Raw genomic sequence first — 18739 nt, 5'->3', positions numbered from 1 at the left:
ATCCCAGTGAGTCAACCTGTACAAACGGATCCGGGTTCACCGAATGGACCGGATCAGCCACCAGTGGCTGCCACTTCATTTAAAAAGAATTCCACGCTCAAGCGCTGGTCGAAGCTTCTCTTTCGCAGTGCAACGGGAACAGTGGGTCTGTTCATCGTATTAACGGTGATTTTTGTCGGCGTCTTTGCCGAACAGCTCGCCCCGTTTGGCGTGAATGAACAAAACTATGCAAATATGCTTGCACCCCCTTCCTGGCAGGAAGGGGGATCGTCCGAGCACCTTCTCGGAACGGATAATCTCGGCCGGGATATTTTAAGCCGGATCATTCACGGAACGACGATCTCGCTTCTCGTCGGTGTTTTTTCCGTCGTCGTTGCCGGAGCACTCGGGATGGTTGCGGGGCTTTATGCCGGGTACTACGGAGGTTGGACGGACACGATTCTGATGCGTCTTGTCGATGCCTTCCTGTCGATTCCGAACATTCTTTTCGTCCTTGTTATTCTTGCCGTCTTTGACCCCGGGATTATGACATTGATCTTTGCCATCGGGGCCACGAACTGGGTCATTTACGCGAGACTGATCCGGGGCGAAGTGCTCTCTGTGAAAGAGCGGGAGTATGTCAAAGCGGCCCGGTCCATCGGAACGAAGAATTTCACGATCATGAGAAAGCACATCCTGCCGAACGTGTTCTCCACGTTCATCGTCGTCTCCACGCTCAGTGTTGCGACCACGATCATCCTGGAAGCTTCATTAAGCTTCCTCGGTATGGGTGTCAGTCCGCCTGATATTTCGTGGGGATACATGCTCGCAGACGGCCGTGATTATTTAGCGACCAACTGGTGGCTTGCGACCTTCCCGGGTCTCGCCATCACCATAACCGTTCTTGGGATCATCTTCCTCGGTGACTGGCTGAGAGATGTCCTCGATCCACGGTCACAGGGACGATAAAAAGGAGGAGATACTTGTGTCAAAACAGGAAAAACTGCTTGAAGTGGATGATCTGAAGACCTACTTCTTTACGGAAAACGGCACGATTCCTTCTGTTGACGGCGTTTCTTTCTCCGTTGACCGGGGCGAACTCGTCGCCATCGTCGGTGAGTCCGGCTCCGGAAAGAGTGTGACGTCTCTGTCGATGATGGGGCTCGTGGAGGAACCGGGTAAAATCGTCAACGGGAGTATTCAGTTCGAAGGAAAGGATCTTGCCAAGTACTCCAACAGGGAGATGCGTAAGATTCGCGGCAACGATATCGCGATGATCTTTCAGGAGCCACTGACGTCGCTGAACCCGGTGTTTACCATCGGCAATCAGCTGAAAGAAGCGATCCTTGAACATCAGAATGTGGATAAAAAGAAAGCGAAAGAGATGAGCATCAGCATGCTGAAGCAGGTGGGGATTCCCCGGGCGGAACAGGTCTACCGATCCTTTCCCCACTCACTCAGCGGCGGGATGCGGCAGCGTGTCATGATCGCCATGGCCCTCTCCTGCAATCCGAAGCTGCTCATTGCCGATGAGCCGACGACGGCCCTCGATGTAACCATCCAAGCACAGATTCTCGAACTGATGAAGGATCTCGTTAAGAAGTTTGATACAGCGATCATCCTCATTACCCACGACCTTGGCGTTGTCGCGGAGCTCGTGGATCGGGTCATTGTCATGTATGCCGGGCAGGTCGTTGAACAGGCTGACGTGTTCTCACTGTTTAAAAATCCGCGTCACCCGTATACGAGAGGGCTTCTTGACAGCACACCGAAGGTTCAGGATCTGAATGAAGAACTCATTTCCATCAAAGGGACGGTGCCGACGCCGTCACAGATGCCTTCAGGTTGCCGGTTTGAACCCCGGTGTCCGCATGCGATGGAACACTGCAAGACCCATGAACCGGCTTTGGAAGTCCTTCCGGACGGACGCGACGTCCGCTGCTGGCTCTACGATGAGGAGGTGATGAAGGATGTCGACGAACGACCGGAACTCAGTGAAGGCGCAGGCTACTACGGATCCAATACCACTGCTTGAACTGCGGAACGTAAAGAAGTATTTTGATGTGACCGAAGCCTGGTTTACCCGTAAGCGCGAGTATCTCCGGGCCGTAGATGGGGTCAACCTCAAAGTGTATGAAGGCGAGACCCTCGGCGTCGTGGGTGAATCGGGTTGCGGCAAGAGTACGACCGGCAACCTCATCGTCCGCCTCCTCGAACCGACGGAAGGGGAGATCCTCTTTAACGGGGAAGACCTTGCGGAAATGGGCGGAGAGGAGCTGCGTCAGAAGCGTAAGGACATCCAGATGATCTTCCAGGATCCTTTTTCTTCATTAAATCCCCGGATGCGGGTCTTTGAACTGATCGCAGAACCGCTCCGCACGCATAAGACCCATTCGGGCAACGCGCTGAGAGAACGGGTGTATGAACTGATGGACCTCGTCGGGCTGAACCGCGAAATGGCGGAACGCTTTCCTCATGAGTTCAGCGGCGGACAGCGCCAGCGGATCGGGATTGCGAGAGCCCTTGCCTTAAACCCGAAGCTGATCGTCTGTGATGAGCCGGTATCGGCCTTGGACGTCTCCATTCAGTCGCAGATCCTCAACCTCCTGCAGCGTCTGCAGAAGGAACTGAATCTGACCCTTGTCTTTATTGCCCACGGACTGCCTGCCGTCAAACACATCAGTGACCGCATTGCCGTGATGTACCTCGGCAAGGTCGTCGAACTGACGACAAGGGAGAAACTGTTCGCCAAACCGATGCATCCCTATACCGAGGGACTCCTGTCAGCTGTACCGATTCCGGATCCGGAAGTCCGGGACCGCCGGGAGCGGGTCGTCCTGAAAGGGGATATTCCAAGCCCCGTGAACCCGCCGTCCGGATGCAGCTTTCATACCCGCTGCCCGTTTGCTGACGACAAGTGCAAATCCGAAACGCCGCAGTTCGAAGAACTCGAACCGGATCATTTCGTCGCCTGTCATTACCCGCTTGAAAGCGGTCAGGGCATCCTGCTCGACGGGGATGCCAATGCCGGGAGGGATTAACATGACCGAATCCGATTTAGCCAGACAGATCCGCGTTTCCAGGACGAACGCGGGTCTGACTTTAAAGGAACTGAGCGAGAAGACGGGTCTCTCGGTCAGTTTTATCTCCCAGGTGGAGCGGGGGACGTCATCGCCTGCGATCAGCTCGTTGAAGAAGATCGCCGATGGGCTGAACGTGCCGATTACAAGCTTCTTCACGCCTGAACAGAACACGACCTATACGTCAGTGGCGAGTGAACAGCGATCATTCCGTATCGATGATTCACCGGCAAAATACATACGCCTGAGCGGGAATTTTGCCACAAGGACGATGGAATCGCTGATCGTCACCCTTGACCCGGGTGCCACGGACCGGATGTTTCAGCACATCGGTGAAGAAGTGCACTACATCCTCGACGGCCGGGTGGATTATGTCATCGATGATGAGACGTATTATTTGCGGAAGGGAGATTCGATTCACTTTCCTTCAGACAGGCCGCATACATGGCGCAATCCGAGTAAATCCGAGTCCGCAAGGATCTTGACGGTGGTGACACCGAAGATCTTCTGACACGTGCGTCATCATAGGTTCAGCCGTTCAGTATCAGTGGATATTGAACGGTTTTTCATCGTTTCGGACACGAAGATGTGTGAAAGGGTCTGAATCGGCAGGCTGCCCCTTGAATCCATCCCCTGATCTCAGCTATAATGAAAAGGTTATTTAAACGTGCCGAGAAGAAAAGGAACGGTGAGGCTGATGACACACAAAGGGCAGGCGGTGCATGTCCGCATCCATACGTTGATTACCGACGGGGACCGGCAGGAAAGCCATACGATGGAAGCCGGCGGACGTCTGCTTCAGGGGTCGGGGCTCCTGGTGATCCGGTTCACGGAACCGAAAGAGGCCGGGGAACGTCCGACGACCCAGCAGATCAAATGCACAGAGTCGGAGATGACCGTGAGACGTCAGGGACAGGTGACGATGAACCAGCGCTTCTCCGAAGGGGTGACGACGGAAGGCGTATATGAAACGCCCGAGCTTCGCATGCCGATGGAGACGACGACGACACGCCTCTCACAGGAGTGGGATGACGTGAGCGGGCGCGGGGAAATTGCATTAAGCTATGATCTCGTTCTCCAGGGGGAGAAGACGGGACGCTACGATATGACGATTACATTAAAGGAGGCGACTGCCACATGAGTCAAGTGGAGGATATCAAAGACCAGTTAAAAACCGAGCTCGTACAGGCCGTTGTAGAAGCCGGTTTGGCTAAAGAGGAAGAGATTCCGGAGGTGGTCATCGAGACGCCGAAGGACAAATCACACGGAGACTATGCGTCAAACCTTGCCATGCAGCTTGCGAGAGTGGCAAAAAAAGCACCGAAACAGATCGCGGAAGACATTCAGGCCAACCTTGACCTTGAAGCAGCTTCTGTGGAAACGGTGGAAATCGCGGGTCCGGGCTTTCTGAATTTCACGATGAAGAAAGATTACCTCGCAGACGTGGTCAAAGCCGTCCTTGCGAAACAGGACGACTTCGGATCGACGGACGTCGGGAACGGTAAAAAGATCCAGGTGGAGTTTGTCTCCGCCAACCCGACCGGCACCCTGCATCTCGGACATGCCAGAGGAGCGGCCGTCGGGGATGCCCTCTGCCACATTCTTGATAAAGCAGGGTACGATGTGACCCGTGAATACTACATCAATGATGCAGGCAACCAGATCGACAACCTGGCCCTCTCTCTTGAGGCCCGTTACTTGCAGGCGTTGGGTGAGGAAGCGGACATGCCGGAAGACGGCTATCAGGGCAAAGACATTATCGGCTTCGCAGAAGAGCTCGTCGATACGTACGGAGATCGATTTAAGGACGCCGATCCTGCCAATCGCCAGGCTTTTTTCCGGGAATTCGGCTTAAAGCGGGAGCTCGATAAACTGAAGAACGATCTGAACGACTACAGGGTCCATTTCGACGTCTGGTTCTCTGAGACATCGGTCTATGAGAACGGGCAGGTGGAAGAGATCCTTGAAGATTTGAAAGCCCGGGACAAGACGTATGAACACGAAGGCGCAACCTGGTTCCGCTCAACGGACTACGGCGATGACAAAGACCGGGTGCTTGTTAAAGGAGACGGCAGCTACACGTACCTCACTCCGGACATCGCCTATCACAACGATAAGTTCAAACGCGGTTTTGATGAAGTCATCAATATCTGGGGAGCCGATCACCACGGCTATATCGCACGAATGAAAGCGGCTGTTCAGGCGCTCGGGTATGATGAAGAGCAGCTGAGCGTGCAGATCATTCAGATGGTGAACCTGTTTGAGAACGGGGAAAAGGTGAAGATGAGTAAACGTACCGGCAAGGCCGTTACGATGCGCGAACTGATGGAAGAGGTGGGGATCGACGCCACCCGCTATTTCTTCGCCATGCGGGCCGCGGATACGCATCTTGACTTTGACCTGGACCTTGCGAAGTCCCAGTCCAACGAAAACCCGGTTTTCTACGTGCAGTATGCCCATGCCCGCATCTGCAGCATGATCCGTCAGGCGAAAGAGAAAGGCTTCGAACCGGATCCGTCCGCGGATCTCACAAAGCTCACGTCAGAGAAAGAGCACGATCTGATGAAGAAGCTCGGAGAATTCCCGGAAGCCGTCGCCGATGCGGCGTCGCGCCGGTTGCCGCACCGGATCACAAACTACGTGCATGAACTCGCCCAGGCGCTGCACAGCTTTTACAATGCAGACAAGGTGATCACCGACGACGAAGCGCTGACGAAAGCACGCCTCGCACTTGTTGAAGCCGTGAGAATCACCCTCAGGAACGGCCTGAGTCTGGTTGGCGTATCAGCACCTGAAAAAATGTAATTACCATGTATGAAAACCCGCCTGTCTGTTCAGGCGGGTTTTTCTGTTCATGATGAGAACGCTCTCTTTTTTGTCGCGTGTCTTCGGTCAAAATAATGGTAGAAATCCGTTCGGAAATGCGATACGATCAAGTCACTATTAAACAGTGGTTCGACAGTCTTGTTTAGGAGGATGATGATGGGAATCAGAAATAAGATGATGGCGATTTCGGCGGTGTTGTTGCTTGTGCCGGGATTGATTGTAGGGACAACGGCGTATTATACGGCGAATGAGGGCTTGAATGAGTCAGGAGAGACGACGATTGAGAACGCCGTCACGATGGCGCTCATGCTGATTGACAGCATGGATCAGCAGGTCGAGGCAGGAACCATCAGCCTTGACGACGCCCAGGAACAGGTGCGGGAATACCTGATGGGTGAGGCGAGAGAGGACGGGACCCGTGAGATCACGACGGATATCGACCTCGGTGAGAACGGCTACTTTGTGATCTATGACGAAGAAGGGACGGAAATTCTGCATCCGAGTCTCGAAGGGGAGAACGTCTGGGATGTGCAGGACGAGCAGGGCCGCTTCCTCGTTCAGGATCAGATCCAGGCAGCTCAGGAAGGCGGCGGATTTACCTTCTATTCGTGGGAATTCCCGAATGATCCGGACCGCGTCGGGGAGAAGATCATGTATAACGAACTCGATCCGAACTGGGACTGGGTGGTCACGGCAGGCTCGTATATGGAAGACTACAATGCCGCGTCCAATGCGATTCTCTGGACCGTTGTCTGGACCCTGTCCGGGGCACTGATCCTTGGCGGTGTGGCGATTTTCTTCTTTGCAAGAAGCATTTCAAGGCCTGTCGGTGAGGTGCGCGATCAGCTGAAGGCGATGAGCGACAACAACCTCGTTCTCGATGATCTGCCTGAGGGGCGTAAGGATGAGTTTGGAGATCTTGCCAGGAGCATGAATCAGATGAAAGGCAATACCCGGAATATGGTGGAGCGGATCATCGACTATGCCGGTCAGCTCGCGTCGTCTTCAGAGCAGCTGACGGCAAGCTCGGAAGAGACGACGAAGGCGACGGAACAGGTGACGGAGTCCATTTCCACCATTTCCGAGAGCTCGACGGACCAAAGCGACATGGCGAACGCCATGCAAGAAGATGTGATGGACGTCTCGGAAGTGATTGCAAGGATTCAGGCTAATATGAAGAAGGTCAATGACGCCGTTGAGGACACGACGTCACGGATCGAAGAAGGGAAGCATCAGGTCGATGACTCCTCAGAGAAGATGACGCTCATTCAGGAACAGACCTCCACCGCAGCGGCATCGATCCATGAACTCGGCAAGAAATCGCAGGAGATCGAAGGGATTCTCGGGCTGATCACCGATATTTCCGAACAGACGAATCTCCTTGCACTGAACGCGGCCATTGAAGCGGCGCGTGCCGGTGAACACGGCAAAGGCTTCGCAGTCGTGGCCGACGAAGTCCGAAAGCTCGCGGAAGAATCCAATCAGTCAGCCGGCAAGATCAGCCGGCTCGTCGAAGAGATTCAGCAGGACATCAGTAAAGCGACACACGTCATGAAGGAAAATGAAGCCCGCGTGGACGAAGGGCGCGATTCCATTGCATTAACCGGGGAAGCCTTTGACAAGATCGCCTCCTCGAAGGATACGATCGTCAGCATGTCCGGTGAAGTGTCGAAGCATATCTCGTCAGCCAATTCGACGACGGGCAAGGTGGTCGAAGCGGTGATGAAGACGGTGCAGGGCGTGGAAGAAACGTCTCAGGAAGTGGCGAGCATCGCGTCAAGCGCCGAGGAACAGACGGCTTCGATGGAGGAAGTCGCCTCAGCGGCGGCGGCCCTTTCACAAATCGCCGAAGATCTCGACGATATTGTGCATGTTTTCAAGACCTGATCAGAAGCAAATCAAGTGCAAACAGCAAGAAAAAAGTCGACCGATTTCCAGCATCACTGGAGGTTGGTCGACTTTTTTCGAGTTTTTCCACCAGCCTTTCTGTTTGCCCCTGTCGTTTGTCAGTAGATCAGGAAAAACAGCAAGTAGGAAAAGACCGGTCCCAATACGATGACGCCCAAAAACAGCGCTAAGAGTTTCATGGGCGTTGATAACCCTTGAGGTTCTTCCAACCGGTCCAACTTCTCATTGATTTTCTTTAACTCTCGTAAAATTTCCTGATTCACGTCATCAGCCAAACATATCCCTCCATGTCCAGTTGCCGGATCCCTTCGTCAAGAACGGATCACCTGTTTATCTCGTTTTTCAAGTCCTGATAAGTGAATGGTATCATAACTGTCAAATCACACACGCGGAAGATGAAAAAACAGATGGACATTTCGTACTAACCGTATTATGATGAATAATACAGTTAGTACGATGATCCTTTTGGTTAATCACCAGAGCGATCCATTCAACCGGAGGTGAACAGGATGCTTTCCATTGATATTCGCAGCCGTGTTCCGATTTATGAACAGCTGATGGAACAGCTGAAGACGCAGATCATTAACGACGTCATCGCGGACGATGAGCAGCTCCCTTCTGTCCGGAACCTCGCACAGGAGCTGACAATCAATCCGAATACGATCCAAAAAGCGTACCGGGAGCTCGAGAGGGAAGGCTATATTTATTCGATGCCTGGCAGGGGGCGCTTTGTTTCCCCGAAGACCCACAATCAGAACGAGGAGCGGTTACAGATGCTGAAAGAAGACCTTGAAAAACTCATTGCTGAATTTGTTTACCTCGGCGGGCGAAAGGAAGACATCCTGCAGATGATGGATCCGCTCATTGAATCAGAAGAAGGAGAAGGAGGTGAACCGTCATGATTGAAACGAATGAACTGACGAAACGGTTCGGGGATGTGCAGGCTGTCAATCGCGTCAGTGTCCATGTGCAAAAAGGATCGATCTACGGGCTCCTCGGTTCGAACGGCGCAGGGAAATCGACGCTGTTAAAGCTCCTCGCGGGCATTTACCGGGCAGACGGAGGGTCGGCAACCGTCGACGGTCAACCCGTTTACGAGACGCCGAAAACGAAGGCGCGGACCCTGTTCATCTCGGATCAGCCGTACTTCTTTAACCAGACGAGTCTCGATGATATGGCGGGCTTTTACAGCGGGATTTATCCGGGGTGGAATCAGAAGCGCTATGAACAGCTGACGGGTCACTTTGAGATTGATAAAAATCGCAAGCTGACCCAGTTCTCCAAAGGGATGCAGCGGCTTGCGGCGATGATTCTGACGATCTCTTCCATGCCGGATGTGCTCATTCTTGATGAGCCGTTCGACGGACTCGATCCGGTCGTGCGTCACCAGATGAAGAACATTCTCCTTCAGGAAGTAGCGGACCGGTCTCTGACACTGATGGTGTCTTCCCATAACCTGAGGGAGATGGAGGACTTCTGTGACTACGTCGGGGTCATGCATCAGGGCGGGATCCTCTTTGAGCGGGATCTCGATGATCTGAAGAGTGACATCCATAAGATTCAGATTGCCTTCAGGCAGCCGCCGGGTCACGATAAGCTCATTGAAGGGCTTGATCTGTTGCATCACGAGAAGCGGGGCAGCATGCAGATGCTGATCGTCAGAGGGGACAAAGACGAGGTCGTTTCGCATATCAATGCCTTTGATCCGGCGATTCTCGATGTCCTGCCACTGACCCTTGAAGAAGTGTTTCACTATGAACTCGGAGGTGCCGGCTATGAAATCCGAAATCTTATCATTGAATAAATCCCTGTTCCGGATGCAGCTGAGCACGGTGAGCTGGATCGGTTCCTTTCTCGCCATTGCACTCCTGATTGTCCTGCCTGTCAGTATTCTCACGAGAGAGCTGAGCGCGGTCGGTCAGATGAACGAAACGCCGGGCCTCTTTGCCGGTTCGGATCTGAACACGCTGATGGCCTTTTCCTATCCGTTTCAGCTGAGCATCATTGCGGTATTCCCGGTCCTCGTCAGCGTGGTGCTGATGAATTTCATGACGAAAAAACAGGCGACGGACCTCATGCACAGTCTGCCGTTTACAAGGATTCATATACTGAAGCATCTGTATGTGACGGGACTGTCCGTGCTGACGGGTGCGACGCTTCTCACCGGCCTTGCTTTACTCATAGTGCGGCCGTTTTTGGAGCAACAGTTTTATTCGTATACGGATATCGGCGTCTGGATGATGATGACCCTCTTCATGATGGTGCTCATGTTCTCCCTCTCGATGTTTACCGGGATCCTTGTCGGGAACAGTCTCTTGCACGGGACGCTCACGTACGTCCTCATCTTTGTGCCGGCACTCCTGGTAATTCTTGCGATTGTGAATTTGCAGTATTTCATCCTCGGACTTGCCCAGTCGGCGTATATTGAGACGATTGGTCTGAACGGCATTCTGTTTGCCAGATGGATTGAGATGACGAACCGTCCCCTCGTCTGGCAGGAATACCTCATTCACGGCGGCATTGCCATCACGCTGATCGCGCTCAGTTTTCTGTTTTACCGCTGGCGGCATTCAGAGGCAACGGAAGAGACGATCGTGTTCACGGGTGTCAGGCATGTGTTTTTGTACGGACTTACGTTTTTCTTTATGCTCATCGCCGGGCTCTATTTCTCCGAAGTTCTTGGCGGCGGTCTTGTCTGGACCTTCATCGGCTATTTCATTGGCGCGGTCGTGGCCTACACGTTCCTGCAGATGATCATCCAGAAGGCGCTCCGTCTCAAGTGGCCCTGGAAAGGATTCCTCGCTTATGCGCTTACGATTGCGGTATTGATGGTACCGGTGCAGATTACGGCATCCGTCTATGAAAATACGATTCCGGAGCCTGCGGACATTGCGTATGGCAAGGTGTACGCACCTTACACAAGCTTTACTAACCAGGAGGAAGAACGGCGGATCATGGAGACGGAAACCCTTGCTGCAATGACGGCCCTACACCAGTCGCTTATCGACCATGCCCGGACGACGGAGCCGGATTCATGGCACCGAATCAGTCTTGAATACCGGCTTGAAAATGGCCGGACCCTGCAAAGGGAATACACGGTGTCTGATCAGTTTCTGAGAGAAGAGACGCTCGGGATCCGTGAGACGGAGGAGTTCAAGCGGGCGTACGATCCGGCCTTCCTCGCCGGTGAGCTTGACCTTACGTTTGCAACGGTTCACGGAGACCTCCGAAACAGTGATGGCGACAACCGGATCGCAGGGCAGGAGGATCTCGATCAGCTTCTTGAAGCCCTGCAGGCCGATGCAGAAAACCGCCCGTCCTACGCGCTTTCAAGCAACCAATATGCGGGGATCGGCAGTATTCAGTTTGAAGCCGTGGGCAATGAATGGCTCTCGATCACTTTAACGGACGCGGATGTGGAGACGATTCGCTTTCTCGATGAGCGGGGCTTTTCGGATATCCTGATGACGGCCGAAAATATTGAAGAGATCCATGTGATGACCTGGGACGGTGGCGATTTTTATGAAGTGATGCAGGAGCTTGAGATGAATGAGGTCGAGGTCACGGCCCTTTCTGAAAACATGCTGACCGTTGTGGATGACAGTGAGCAGGCGGAGCTTCTCTCGTACGGGAATCTGTATCAGGAGGGGGCGTATATCGCGATTGTCGAGACCTACTACGGCTACCGGTTTTACGGCTACGAACCCCATGAAGCACCCGTTTTTGTCACGGATTACTTCGAATGAGTACAGGCATCCGTATTGCATAAGGAAAGCCCCTGAAACCCGGTATCCGTGGGTTCAGGGGCTTTTCGGTCCGGTCAGAGCCGCTTTTCGAGCTGTTTTCTCAGTTCAGGGGCCCGCTTTAAGAGCACCTGGAACATCTTGCGTTGCAAAGACAGGACGATGAGCGGCGTTTCGGCCGTGATGGAGGCGGTTCTCGGGACGTTCTTTAAGAGCGCAATTTCGCCGAAGAAGTCCCCGTCACTGAGTCTCGCGAGGGTCGTGACGGCCCCGTCGATCTGCTTGTCGACCCGTGCTTTCCCGCGGACAATCAGATAGAACTTGTCGCCTTCTTCGCCCTCTGTGATCACCCGTTGATCTTTGGCGATCGTCTCGGTAATGAAAAAGCCGGATAGATCATCAAGGAGAGCCGTGTCGACGTCTGAAAGGAGCGGAATCGCCCGGAGGCGTTCGCCGCTGACGTAGGCTTCCTGACCGTCATCACTGAAGTGAAAGCCGCTTTGCTTGGCATACAGGGCTTCATACGGACCGCCGCCATGGACGAGGTCCGTATGAAGGCCGGTTTCCGTAATCTGCCCTTCATCGAGGACGACGATCCGGTCGCCGGGCTCGGATGTGGTCAGGCGATGTGTAATCGAGACGACGGTCCGCCCTTTTGCAAGGGTCCGGATGACCTGCAGAATCTCCTGCTCGGAGGCCGGGTCCAGGGCAGACGTCGCCTCATCAAGGAACATGAGAGACGGCTTTTTGATCATGGCGCGGGCAATGGCAATGCGCTGGCGCTGCCCGCCGGACAGGTTGCCGCCCCGCTCACCGGCGAGGGTGTCGTACCCGTCAGGGAAGCTCAGAATCGTCTCGTGGATCCCTGCATCTGCCGCAGCCTGTTCCACTTCCCCGTCAGAGGCGTCGGCCCTTCCGAGACGGATGTTTTCCCGGATGGAGAGATTAAAGAGAAAGGTGTCCTGAGAGACGATGCCGACTTCCTTTTGAAAGGCTTCGTCCTGAATCTCGGGGAAGGCGGTATCGTCCCAGTACAGGTTGCCTTCCACCGGTTCGTAGTAGCGCATCATCAGGTTCATGATCGTGCTTTTTCCGGATCCGCTTGCCCCGACGAAGGATGTGAAGGCGCCGGATGGCAAGAACAGATGGGCATCCTTCAAATGGCGTTTTCGCCCGTCGTAGCTGAACGAGACATGATCAAAGGTGATCCCCTTCTTCAAGGAGCCGATGACCGCGTCACCGCTCTCTCGTGCCGGTGTTTCCCGTAACAGTTCGTCAATGCGGGCGATGCCGGCCTGTGCCTGCACGAGCTGGGGGGCAAGCCAGGTGATATCCGAGATAAGAAAGCTCATCGTGACAAGGATCGTGACGAATGCTGACAGGGATCCGATGGTGATCATGTCATAATAGGCAAAGACGGCACCGGTACAGATTGTGATGACAATGACGATCATGACGCCGATTTCCGTGGCGCGGTCAAGCAGATAATTCAGAAAGTTCGCTTCCCTTGAAGCCTTCCGCACCGCTTCAGCTTCCGCCTTAAATCGCTCAATCATCCGCTTTTGGAGACCGAATGCCTTAATGGTCTCCTGTCCCTGGATGTTCTCCTGGGCGTGCGCGTTGATCGAGGCCTGGCTTGCTTTATGGGTGCGGCTCGCATCAAACGCCTGCCGGCTCAGGTAGTTCGGCAGGATGAAGCTTAGCCCGAACCCGATGAGGACGAGTCCGGCGAGCTGCCACTGAAGAGTGAACAGGATCACGATATTCACAGCGAGGTTCAGTGTGGCCATGACAAGCTGCGGAAAGGGAATCAGAAGGGACTCCACCGCGGACAGATCGGTATTGTAGCGGGCGAGAATGTCCCCTGAGCGGGTCTCCTTGAAAAAGCGGAGAGGGAGCCGCTGCAGATGGGTGAAAATCCGGTTGTATAAGGCAGTCATAATGTCACTGACGACTGATGCGTAGCGCCGGATCCGGATCATGCCGAGTACGGAGGTGACGACGGTGCCGGTAATGATGATCCCGATCAGAAGCATGAGCATGGACAAATCCTCAGGGACGATGGCGTAATCAATCAACAGCATCAGACTGAGCGGCAGGAAGGCGAGAAAGGACAGCTCAATGATCAGAAACAGGAGAATCATGAGCGAAATGCCGCGATGATCACCAAACAGGGAGATGATGCGCCTGATCAGTCCTGTCATGAGCCTCAGTCCCCTTGCCCCGGTTCGTATACGGGCTCTTTTGCGAGATGAATGACGTCCGGCGTGGCGATGTTCGCTTCCTGTAAAGCCTGTGTAAATGCAGGGTGACGCAAGAGGCCGTCAGTCAGGGTTTCGCGGGAAGCATCTGCGGCATCGATGACGAACTGTCTGAGCCAGGCTTCTTCGCCGGATGCCTCAAACTTTCTGAGCCGCTCTTCGTACCGCCGCTCACTCCACTTCAGGGGGAACGGGTCATCCCTGAAATCGATGACGGTATCGTCGTCGAGCTTTAACAGGCGGAAGGTCCATTTCAGTTCGAGCTCATACTGCCTTGGAATCAGGTAATCGGTTCCGTCAGCGATCAGCTCGCCCTTCAGGGTCTGTCCGTCTGTTTCCAGGGTCACAGGCCAGCGGATGGCATGTTCATCAAATGCGTCAGTAAAAACGTCGTATAATAACAGAAAACTCATGGCTGATCCCTCACTTCGTCAAAGATTTGATCCGGAGTCCCCGGCGCATTGTCTTTTGCATTTCTCCGAGTTCCTCCATGTTTTTCGGAACATAGCAGAGACACGGGGTGAAATAATCGTCGTTCTCATCACAGTAGAGCGGCTCTGACAGACTGATGACAGGCAGTTTCATGACCCGGTGCAACAGCCGGTGAAAGGACGGGCGGATAATGGAGAGAAACAGATCCGACTTCAGTTCATCAATGCCGACTTTCATGAGATCACTGATCAGGATGTACAGATGTTCACTGCTTCTGTGGCGGTCGGAGATGGCCAGTTTATCGAGCTCATAGACGGGCCTTGTCTGCCCCTTGACCTCGGACTCCCTGTAAAACGGGTAATCGCGTTCAATCAGGCTCTCTCCTTCCGGGATATAGGGGAGGAATTCGAACGTGCCGATCGTGTCGCCTTCATCGTTTTGGACCAGGTACTGCGCGCGTCCGTCCCGCTCAATATCTTCGTAATCCCAGTTTTTTTCTTCCCAGGCTTCCTGTACAATGGCATAAAAGAGGCGCTGGTCGTCCCGGTTTTCGACCCGTTTATACGTCATGGATTTCCTCCATTTTCAAATCTTCCTGGACATAGAGCGGCTGAATGAAGCTTTTTTCGAGAATGGCCGGCGTGACATAGCGGTTCTCGCCCTGTGGCTCGAGCCCCTTGTAGTCCCGCGGCGGTTTCTTCAGACCGAGGGTGAAGGAATAGAGACCGCCGTTGTAGGTCGGAATCGTCGCGCTGTAAGTTTTCACGTCATTGAAGAAGAGCCCGAGTACGTCGCGGATATGCTGGAGATAGAACATATTAAAGACCGGAGACAGGCTCTGGCAGCTCATGATGCCGTCGGGTTTCAGGCGTTTATGGACCTGTTCGTAAAACGGCTGGGAGAAAAGTTCGACAGCCGGACCGACAGGGTCTGATGAATCGATAATGATGATGTCATACTGTTTGTCGGCTTCGGCCATATATTTGACGCCGTCTTCGTAGAGAATGTGAATGCGCGGATCGAGCTCACCCGTTCCTGCCACACCCGGGATAAATTTGCGGCTCAGCCTGACGACGGCTTCGTCGATCTCTACCATATCGACCCGTTCCACGCTGTCGTATTTGACGGCTTCATTGGCTGCGCCAAGATCACCCCCGCCGATGATCAGCACGTCTTTTGGTTCAGGATGGATGGCGAGGGGCATATGTGTAATCATTTCATTATAGATAAAGCCGTCGAGTGTCGTCGTTTGGAGTATATGATCAAGAACCAGCACCGGCCCGAAATCATACGTATCAAGGACCATCAGGTGCTGATAGGGGGTCTGTTCCTCATGGAGGATCTTGCGGACCCGGTAGTTCAGTGATGCATTGTCGCCTTCATATACGCTGTACCAGAGCTCGCCGTCGATGTGTCTTACGCTTTTCGGTAACATGAGATTCCTCCTAAAATAGTAACAGTTTCCGACAGTCTATCATAATAGTAAGGAAAATGCTCCAAATGACAACTGTATTTTCGGATATAAGGAGAAAAAAAGATTAAAAAAGGGTAGATGTACGTACCTCTTTCTGATATAATAGAGAAAGCAGTAGAGGTTAGACATCATGCACCATATACTGGTGGTTGAGATAGCGAGATGATCATGTCGAAGCAAAAGAGGTGAAGCAACATGTGGCAAGAGGTATTACTCGCACTGCTCGCCGGTGCCATCGTCGGATTCCTGTTCGGCGTCATTAAGCTCCCGATTCCCGCACCGCCGGCTCTTCCTGGTGTGATGGGCATTTTCGGCGTGTATTTAGGATTCAAACTGTTTCAGTGGGTGTCTACAAACTTTTTTGCATAACATTGCCCCCTTTGATTTTTGTTTATATAAAAAACAGGCTGCCTTTGATCTTGTGATCAGGGCAGCCTGTTTGTTTTTGTGATTCTGTTGGTGGTTGAGTGAAAGCCGCGGCAGCTTTCGTCTAGGACATAAAAAGGGGACGGAACAATTGAGGGGGGTTCCGTCCCAGCTTCAGCAGAGTACTGCCTCGATCAACGAATGCGATTGGCAGCGCATCGTGATCCGTTTCTATTATACAACGGATTGAGTCGATTACCAACAGGGGTATGGTGTTTTTATGAACATTACACAAACAACAGGGCGGTTTCTTGGTCAGTTTGTTGCAAGGAACAGCTGTCTGAATGAGCGGATTGAAAAAAAGATCGGGGATTTTTATGAATGAATACTCATTCACCATAAAATTGTGCTATAATTGTCGATGAATAATCACTGAAGGACGAGACGCTTCTGCGACGCGTCCAAACTACATCAGAAGACGAAAGGAGTGACGGACATGGATCCGATTTTAATCAACTGGATCATGTTTCTTCTTGTAACCGCTTACGCTGTGTATCTCTTTGCAAGCCTTGTGAAGACGCGTATCGAGTACATCAAACTCGGTCAAAAACCTGAATTCATTCTTACCTCCAAAGAGCGTTGGAATGCAGTCGTCACGATGGTATTTGGCCAGGAAAAGCTGTTGAAAGACAAAAAGAGCGGGATCATTCACGTAATGATCTTTTACGGGTTCCTGCTCGTGCAGTTCAGCGCCATCGACGTTATCTGGAAAGGACTCAGTCCCGGCGGGCATCTGCCTTTGGGACCTCTCTATCCGTTCTTCACATTCTTCCAGGAAATCGTTGTGGTCATGATTCTCATTGCGGTGTTCTGGGCCTTTTACCGCCGCTATGTGGAGAAACTCGTCCGCCTTAAACGCAACTTTAAAGCGGGACTCGTACTGATCTTTATCGGCGGTCTGATGTTCTCCAAGCTCTTTGCGAAAGGCTTTGAAATGGTCTGGCTCGATAAGGAACTGACGATGTCCCAGCCGATTGCCTCAGGCATTGCGTCGATCTCAGGCGGGCTCGGGGAAACCGGGGCAGCTGCAGGCTTCTTCATTATGTGGTGGCTGCATCTTCTCTTCCTGCTTGTGTTCCTTGTGTATATTCCGCAATCCAAGCACGCCCACCTCATTGCAGGGCCTGCGAACGTGTATGTCGGACCGACGCATAAGCGCGGTCAGCTTGAATCGATCAACTTCGAAGTGGAAGATGCGGAGAAGTTCGGGAAGAACAAGATCGAAGACTTTGATCAGAAGCAGCTCCTCGATCTCTATGCCTGCGTGGAGTGCGGCCGGTGTACGAATATGTGTCCGGCGTCTGGGACCGGAAAGATGCTGTCCCCGATGGATCTCATTTTGAAGATGCGGGATCACCTCACCGATACAGGAGCCGCCGTGACGAGCCGCTCTTCCTGGATGCCGGCATTTGCCTTCAGCAACACCCGCGGCAATCAGCTCGCAGCCGCCGGTGGGGACGCAGAAGCCCTCGGGAAGCTTGATTTTAATCCGTATGATGTGAACCTGATCGGTGACGTTATCACGGAAGAAGAACTGTGGGCCTGTACGACGTGCCGCAACTGTGAAGATCAGTGTCCGGTGATGAATGAGCACGTCGATAAGATCATCGATATGCGCCGCTACCTGGTCCTGACGGAAGGGAAGATGGAGACGGATGCCCAGCGCACCATGCAGAATATTGAAAAACAGGGCAACCCGTGGGGCATCAACCGGAAAGAACGGGAAAAGTGGCGTGACGGGCGCGAAGATATCGATGCGCCGACGGTCAAAGAAATGAAAAAGCGCGGGGAAGACTTCGAGTACCTCTTCTTTGTCGGATCCATGGGTTCGTATGACAACAGAAGCATCAAGGTCGCCCAGTCTTTTGCCAAGATCATGAACGAGGCGGGCATCAAGTTTGCCATCCTCGGTAACAAAGAGAAGAACTCCGGGGATACGCCGCGCCGGATTGGGAATGAGTTCCTCTTCCAGGAGCTTGCCGCTGACAATATCGCAGAGTTTGAGAAAAACGATGTGAAAAAGATCGTCACCATCGATCCGCATACGTATAACTCCTTTAAAAACGAGTATCCGGAATTCGGACTTGAGGCAGAGGTGTATCACCACACGGAGCTGATTGATCAGTGGATCCGAGAGGGCAAACTGAAGCCGGTGAAGGAAGTGAATGAATCCATCGTCTATCACGATTCCTGCTACCTCGGACGCTACAATGACAACTACGATCCGCCGCGTGAAATCTTAAACGCTATTCCGGGTGTTAAGCTTGTCGAGATGGAACGTAACCGCGAGAACGGCATGTGCTGCGGTGCCGGCGGCGGGATGATGTGGATGGAAGAAGATACCGGTACACGTGTGAACGTGGCGAGAACCGAACAGGCTCTTGAAACGAAGGCAACGACGATCGGCAGCGCCTGCCCGTACTGTCTGACGATGCTCAGTGACGGCACGAAGGCGAAGGAAGTCGATGAAGACATTCGCACGATGGACGTTGTGGAGATTCTTGAGAAATCCCTCGATATTCAAAAGCCTGAACCGGAACCGGAAACGGCAGATGCGTGAGAGGAACCGTAAACAGAATGGACAGGCGGCGGAGCAGTAACCCGCCGCCT

General features: G+C 53.2%; 17 protein-coding genes. 12 read left to right on the top strand and 5 right to left on the bottom strand.

What is annotated here, in order from left to right:
* Positions 1-6 precede the first annotated feature (6 nt).
* From BSEL_RS16220 to BSEL_RS16190, 7 genes are all read left to right on the top strand, one after another.
* Positions 7-948: an ABC transporter permease gene (locus tag BSEL_RS16220; protein WP_013174094.1), complete on the top strand. Its 942-nt coding sequence runs from the start codon at positions 7-9 to the stop codon at positions 946-948.
* Between the two features lie 16 nt (positions 949-964).
* A complete protein-coding gene (locus BSEL_RS16215; protein WP_013174093.1) occupies positions 965-2014 on the top strand; it encodes an ABC transporter ATP-binding protein in 1050 nt (349 codons plus the stop codon).
* Entirely contained in the window at positions 1950-3020 is a 1071-nt protein-coding gene (locus tag BSEL_RS16210) for an ABC transporter ATP-binding protein (protein ID WP_049773694.1), read from the top strand. Before BSEL_RS16215 ends, BSEL_RS16210 begins: the two co-directional genes overlap by 65 nt.
* A gap of 1 nt (position 3021) precedes the next feature.
* On the top strand, positions 3022-3570 hold the full coding sequence (locus tag BSEL_RS16205) for a cupin domain-containing protein (RefSeq protein ID WP_013174091.1): 549 nt from the start codon (positions 3022-3024) through the stop codon (positions 3568-3570).
* Positions 3571-3726: 156 nt separating this feature from the next.
* Positions 3727-4200 carry a DUF1934 domain-containing protein gene (locus BSEL_RS17300; RefSeq protein ID WP_049773693.1) on the top strand — a complete coding sequence of 158 codons (474 nt, stop codon included), beginning with the start codon at positions 3727-3729 and terminating at the stop codon, positions 4198-4200.
* The gene (gene argS / locus BSEL_RS16195; RefSeq protein ID WP_013174089.1) at positions 4197-5864 is read left to right on the top strand and encodes an arginine--tRNA ligase; all 1668 of its coding nucleotides are present in this window, start codon (positions 4197-4199) and stop codon (positions 5862-5864) included. Before BSEL_RS17300 ends, argS begins: the two co-directional genes overlap by 4 nt.
* A gap of 177 nt (positions 5865-6041) precedes the next feature.
* On the top strand, positions 6042-7772 hold the full coding sequence (locus tag BSEL_RS16190) for a methyl-accepting chemotaxis protein (protein WP_013174088.1): 1731 nt from the start codon (positions 6042-6044) through the stop codon (positions 7770-7772).
* A gap of 119 nt (positions 7773-7891) precedes the next feature.
* Here BSEL_RS16190 and BSEL_RS17910 read toward each other — a convergent pair whose 3' ends face one another.
* Positions 7892-8068 carry a hypothetical protein gene (locus BSEL_RS17910; RefSeq protein ID WP_013174087.1) on the bottom strand — a complete coding sequence of 59 codons (177 nt, stop codon included), beginning with the start codon at positions 8066-8068 and terminating at the stop codon, positions 7892-7894.
* A 234-nt stretch (positions 8069-8302) separates the two neighbouring features.
* Between BSEL_RS17910 and BSEL_RS16185 the strand changes: the two genes are divergently transcribed.
* From BSEL_RS16185 to BSEL_RS16175, 3 genes are read left to right on the top strand one after another with little or no spacing between them, the layout of a single operon-like run.
* On the top strand, positions 8303-8695 hold the full coding sequence (locus tag BSEL_RS16185; protein ID WP_013174086.1) for a GntR family transcriptional regulator: 393 nt from the start codon (positions 8303-8305) through the stop codon (positions 8693-8695).
* Entirely contained in the window at positions 8692-9597 is a 906-nt protein-coding gene (locus BSEL_RS16180) for an ABC transporter ATP-binding protein (RefSeq protein WP_013174085.1), read from the top strand. The genes BSEL_RS16185 and BSEL_RS16180 overlap by 4 nt, the downstream gene beginning before the upstream one ends.
* Complete coding sequence (locus BSEL_RS16175) at positions 9569-11539, top strand: hypothetical protein (RefSeq protein ID WP_013174084.1); 1971 nt, start codon at positions 9569-9571, stop codon at positions 11537-11539. Before BSEL_RS16180 ends, BSEL_RS16175 begins: the two co-directional genes overlap by 29 nt.
* A gap of 74 nt (positions 11540-11613) precedes the next feature.
* Here the strand turns inward: BSEL_RS16175 and BSEL_RS16170 are convergent, their stop codons facing one another.
* From BSEL_RS16170 to speE, 4 genes are read right to left on the bottom strand one after another with little or no spacing between them, the layout of a single operon-like run.
* Complete coding sequence (locus tag BSEL_RS16170) at positions 11614-13740, bottom strand: ATP-binding cassette domain-containing protein (RefSeq protein ID WP_013174083.1); 2127 nt, start codon at positions 13738-13740, stop codon at positions 11614-11616.
* Between the two features lie 5 nt (positions 13741-13745).
* On the bottom strand, positions 13746-14210 hold the full coding sequence (locus BSEL_RS16165) for a hypothetical protein (RefSeq protein WP_013174082.1): 465 nt from the start codon (positions 14208-14210) through the stop codon (positions 13746-13748).
* Between the two features lie 10 nt (positions 14211-14220).
* Positions 14221-14799, bottom strand: a complete 579-nt coding sequence (locus BSEL_RS16160) for a hypothetical protein (protein ID WP_013174081.1) — start codon at positions 14797-14799, stop codon at positions 14221-14223.
* The gene (gene speE, locus BSEL_RS16155; RefSeq protein ID WP_013174080.1) at positions 14789-15664 is read right to left on the bottom strand and encodes a polyamine aminopropyltransferase; all 876 of its coding nucleotides are present in this window, start codon (positions 15662-15664) and stop codon (positions 14789-14791) included. The genes BSEL_RS16160 and speE overlap by 11 nt, the downstream gene beginning before the upstream one ends.
* Before the next feature lie 234 nt (positions 15665-15898).
* Between speE and BSEL_RS16150 the strand changes: the two genes are divergently transcribed.
* Together BSEL_RS16150 and BSEL_RS16145 are read left to right on the top strand one after the other, a co-directional pair.
* Positions 15899-16072 (top strand): XapX domain-containing protein, encoded by a 174-nt coding sequence (locus BSEL_RS16150; RefSeq protein ID WP_013174079.1) that lies wholly within the window; start codon positions 15899-15901, stop codon positions 16070-16072.
* Positions 16073-16565: 493 nt separating this feature from the next.
* Entirely contained in the window at positions 16566-18689 is a 2124-nt protein-coding gene (locus BSEL_RS16145) for a (Fe-S)-binding protein (RefSeq protein WP_013174078.1), read from the top strand.
* The last annotated feature ends 50 nt before the right edge of the window (positions 18690-18739 follow it).

The organism is [Bacillus] selenitireducens MLS10 (assembly GCF_000093085.1).
In the GTDB taxonomy this organism is placed as follows: Bacteria; Bacillota; Bacilli; order Bacillales; family Salisediminibacteriaceae; genus Salisediminibacterium; species Salisediminibacterium selenitireducens.
This window is presented reverse-complemented; position numbering and strand designations above follow the sequence as displayed.

What these genes read in the sequence shown, in the direction of transcription:
- BSEL_RS16210 (WP_049773694.1), top strand. Translation starts at nt 1,950, where the DNA reads ATGTCGACGAACGACCGGAACTCAGTGAAGGCGCAGGCTACTACGGAT.
- BSEL_RS16205 (WP_013174091.1), top strand. Translation starts at nt 3,022, where the DNA reads ATGACCGAATCCGATTTAGCCAGACAGATCCGCGTTTCCAGGACGAAC.
- argS (WP_013174089.1), top strand. Translation starts at nt 4,197, where the DNA reads ATGAGTCAAGTGGAGGATATCAAAGACCAGTTAAAAACCGAGCTCGTA.
- BSEL_RS16190 (WP_013174088.1), top strand. Translation starts at nt 6,042, where the DNA reads ATGGGAATCAGAAATAAGATGATGGCGATTTCGGCGGTGTTGTTGCTT.
- BSEL_RS16185 (WP_013174086.1), top strand. Translation starts at nt 8,303, where the DNA reads ATGCTTTCCATTGATATTCGCAGCCGTGTTCCGATTTATGAACAGCTG.
- BSEL_RS16180 (WP_013174085.1), top strand. Translation starts at nt 8,692, where the DNA reads ATGATTGAAACGAATGAACTGACGAAACGGTTCGGGGATGTGCAGGCT.
- BSEL_RS16175 (WP_013174084.1), top strand. Translation starts at nt 9,569, where the DNA reads ATGAAATCCGAAATCTTATCATTGAATAAATCCCTGTTCCGGATGCAG.
- BSEL_RS16170 (WP_013174083.1), bottom strand. Translation starts at nt 13,740, where the DNA reads ATGACAGGACTGATCAGGCGCATCATCTCCCTGTTTGGTGATCATCGC.
- BSEL_RS16165 (WP_013174082.1), bottom strand. Translation starts at nt 14,210, where the DNA reads ATGAGTTTTCTGTTATTATACGACGTTTTTACTGACGCATTTGATGAA.
- BSEL_RS16160 (WP_013174081.1), bottom strand. Translation starts at nt 14,799, where the DNA reads ATGACGTATAAACGGGTCGAAAACCGGGACGACCAGCGCCTCTTTTAT.
- speE (WP_013174080.1), bottom strand. Translation starts at nt 15,664, where the DNA reads ATGTTACCGAAAAGCGTAAGACACATCGACGGCGAGCTCTGGTACAGC.
- BSEL_RS16150 (WP_013174079.1), top strand. Translation starts at nt 15,899, where the DNA reads ATGTGGCAAGAGGTATTACTCGCACTGCTCGCCGGTGCCATCGTCGGA.
- BSEL_RS16145 (WP_013174078.1), top strand. Translation starts at nt 16,566, where the DNA reads ATGGATCCGATTTTAATCAACTGGATCATGTTTCTTCTTGTAACCGCT.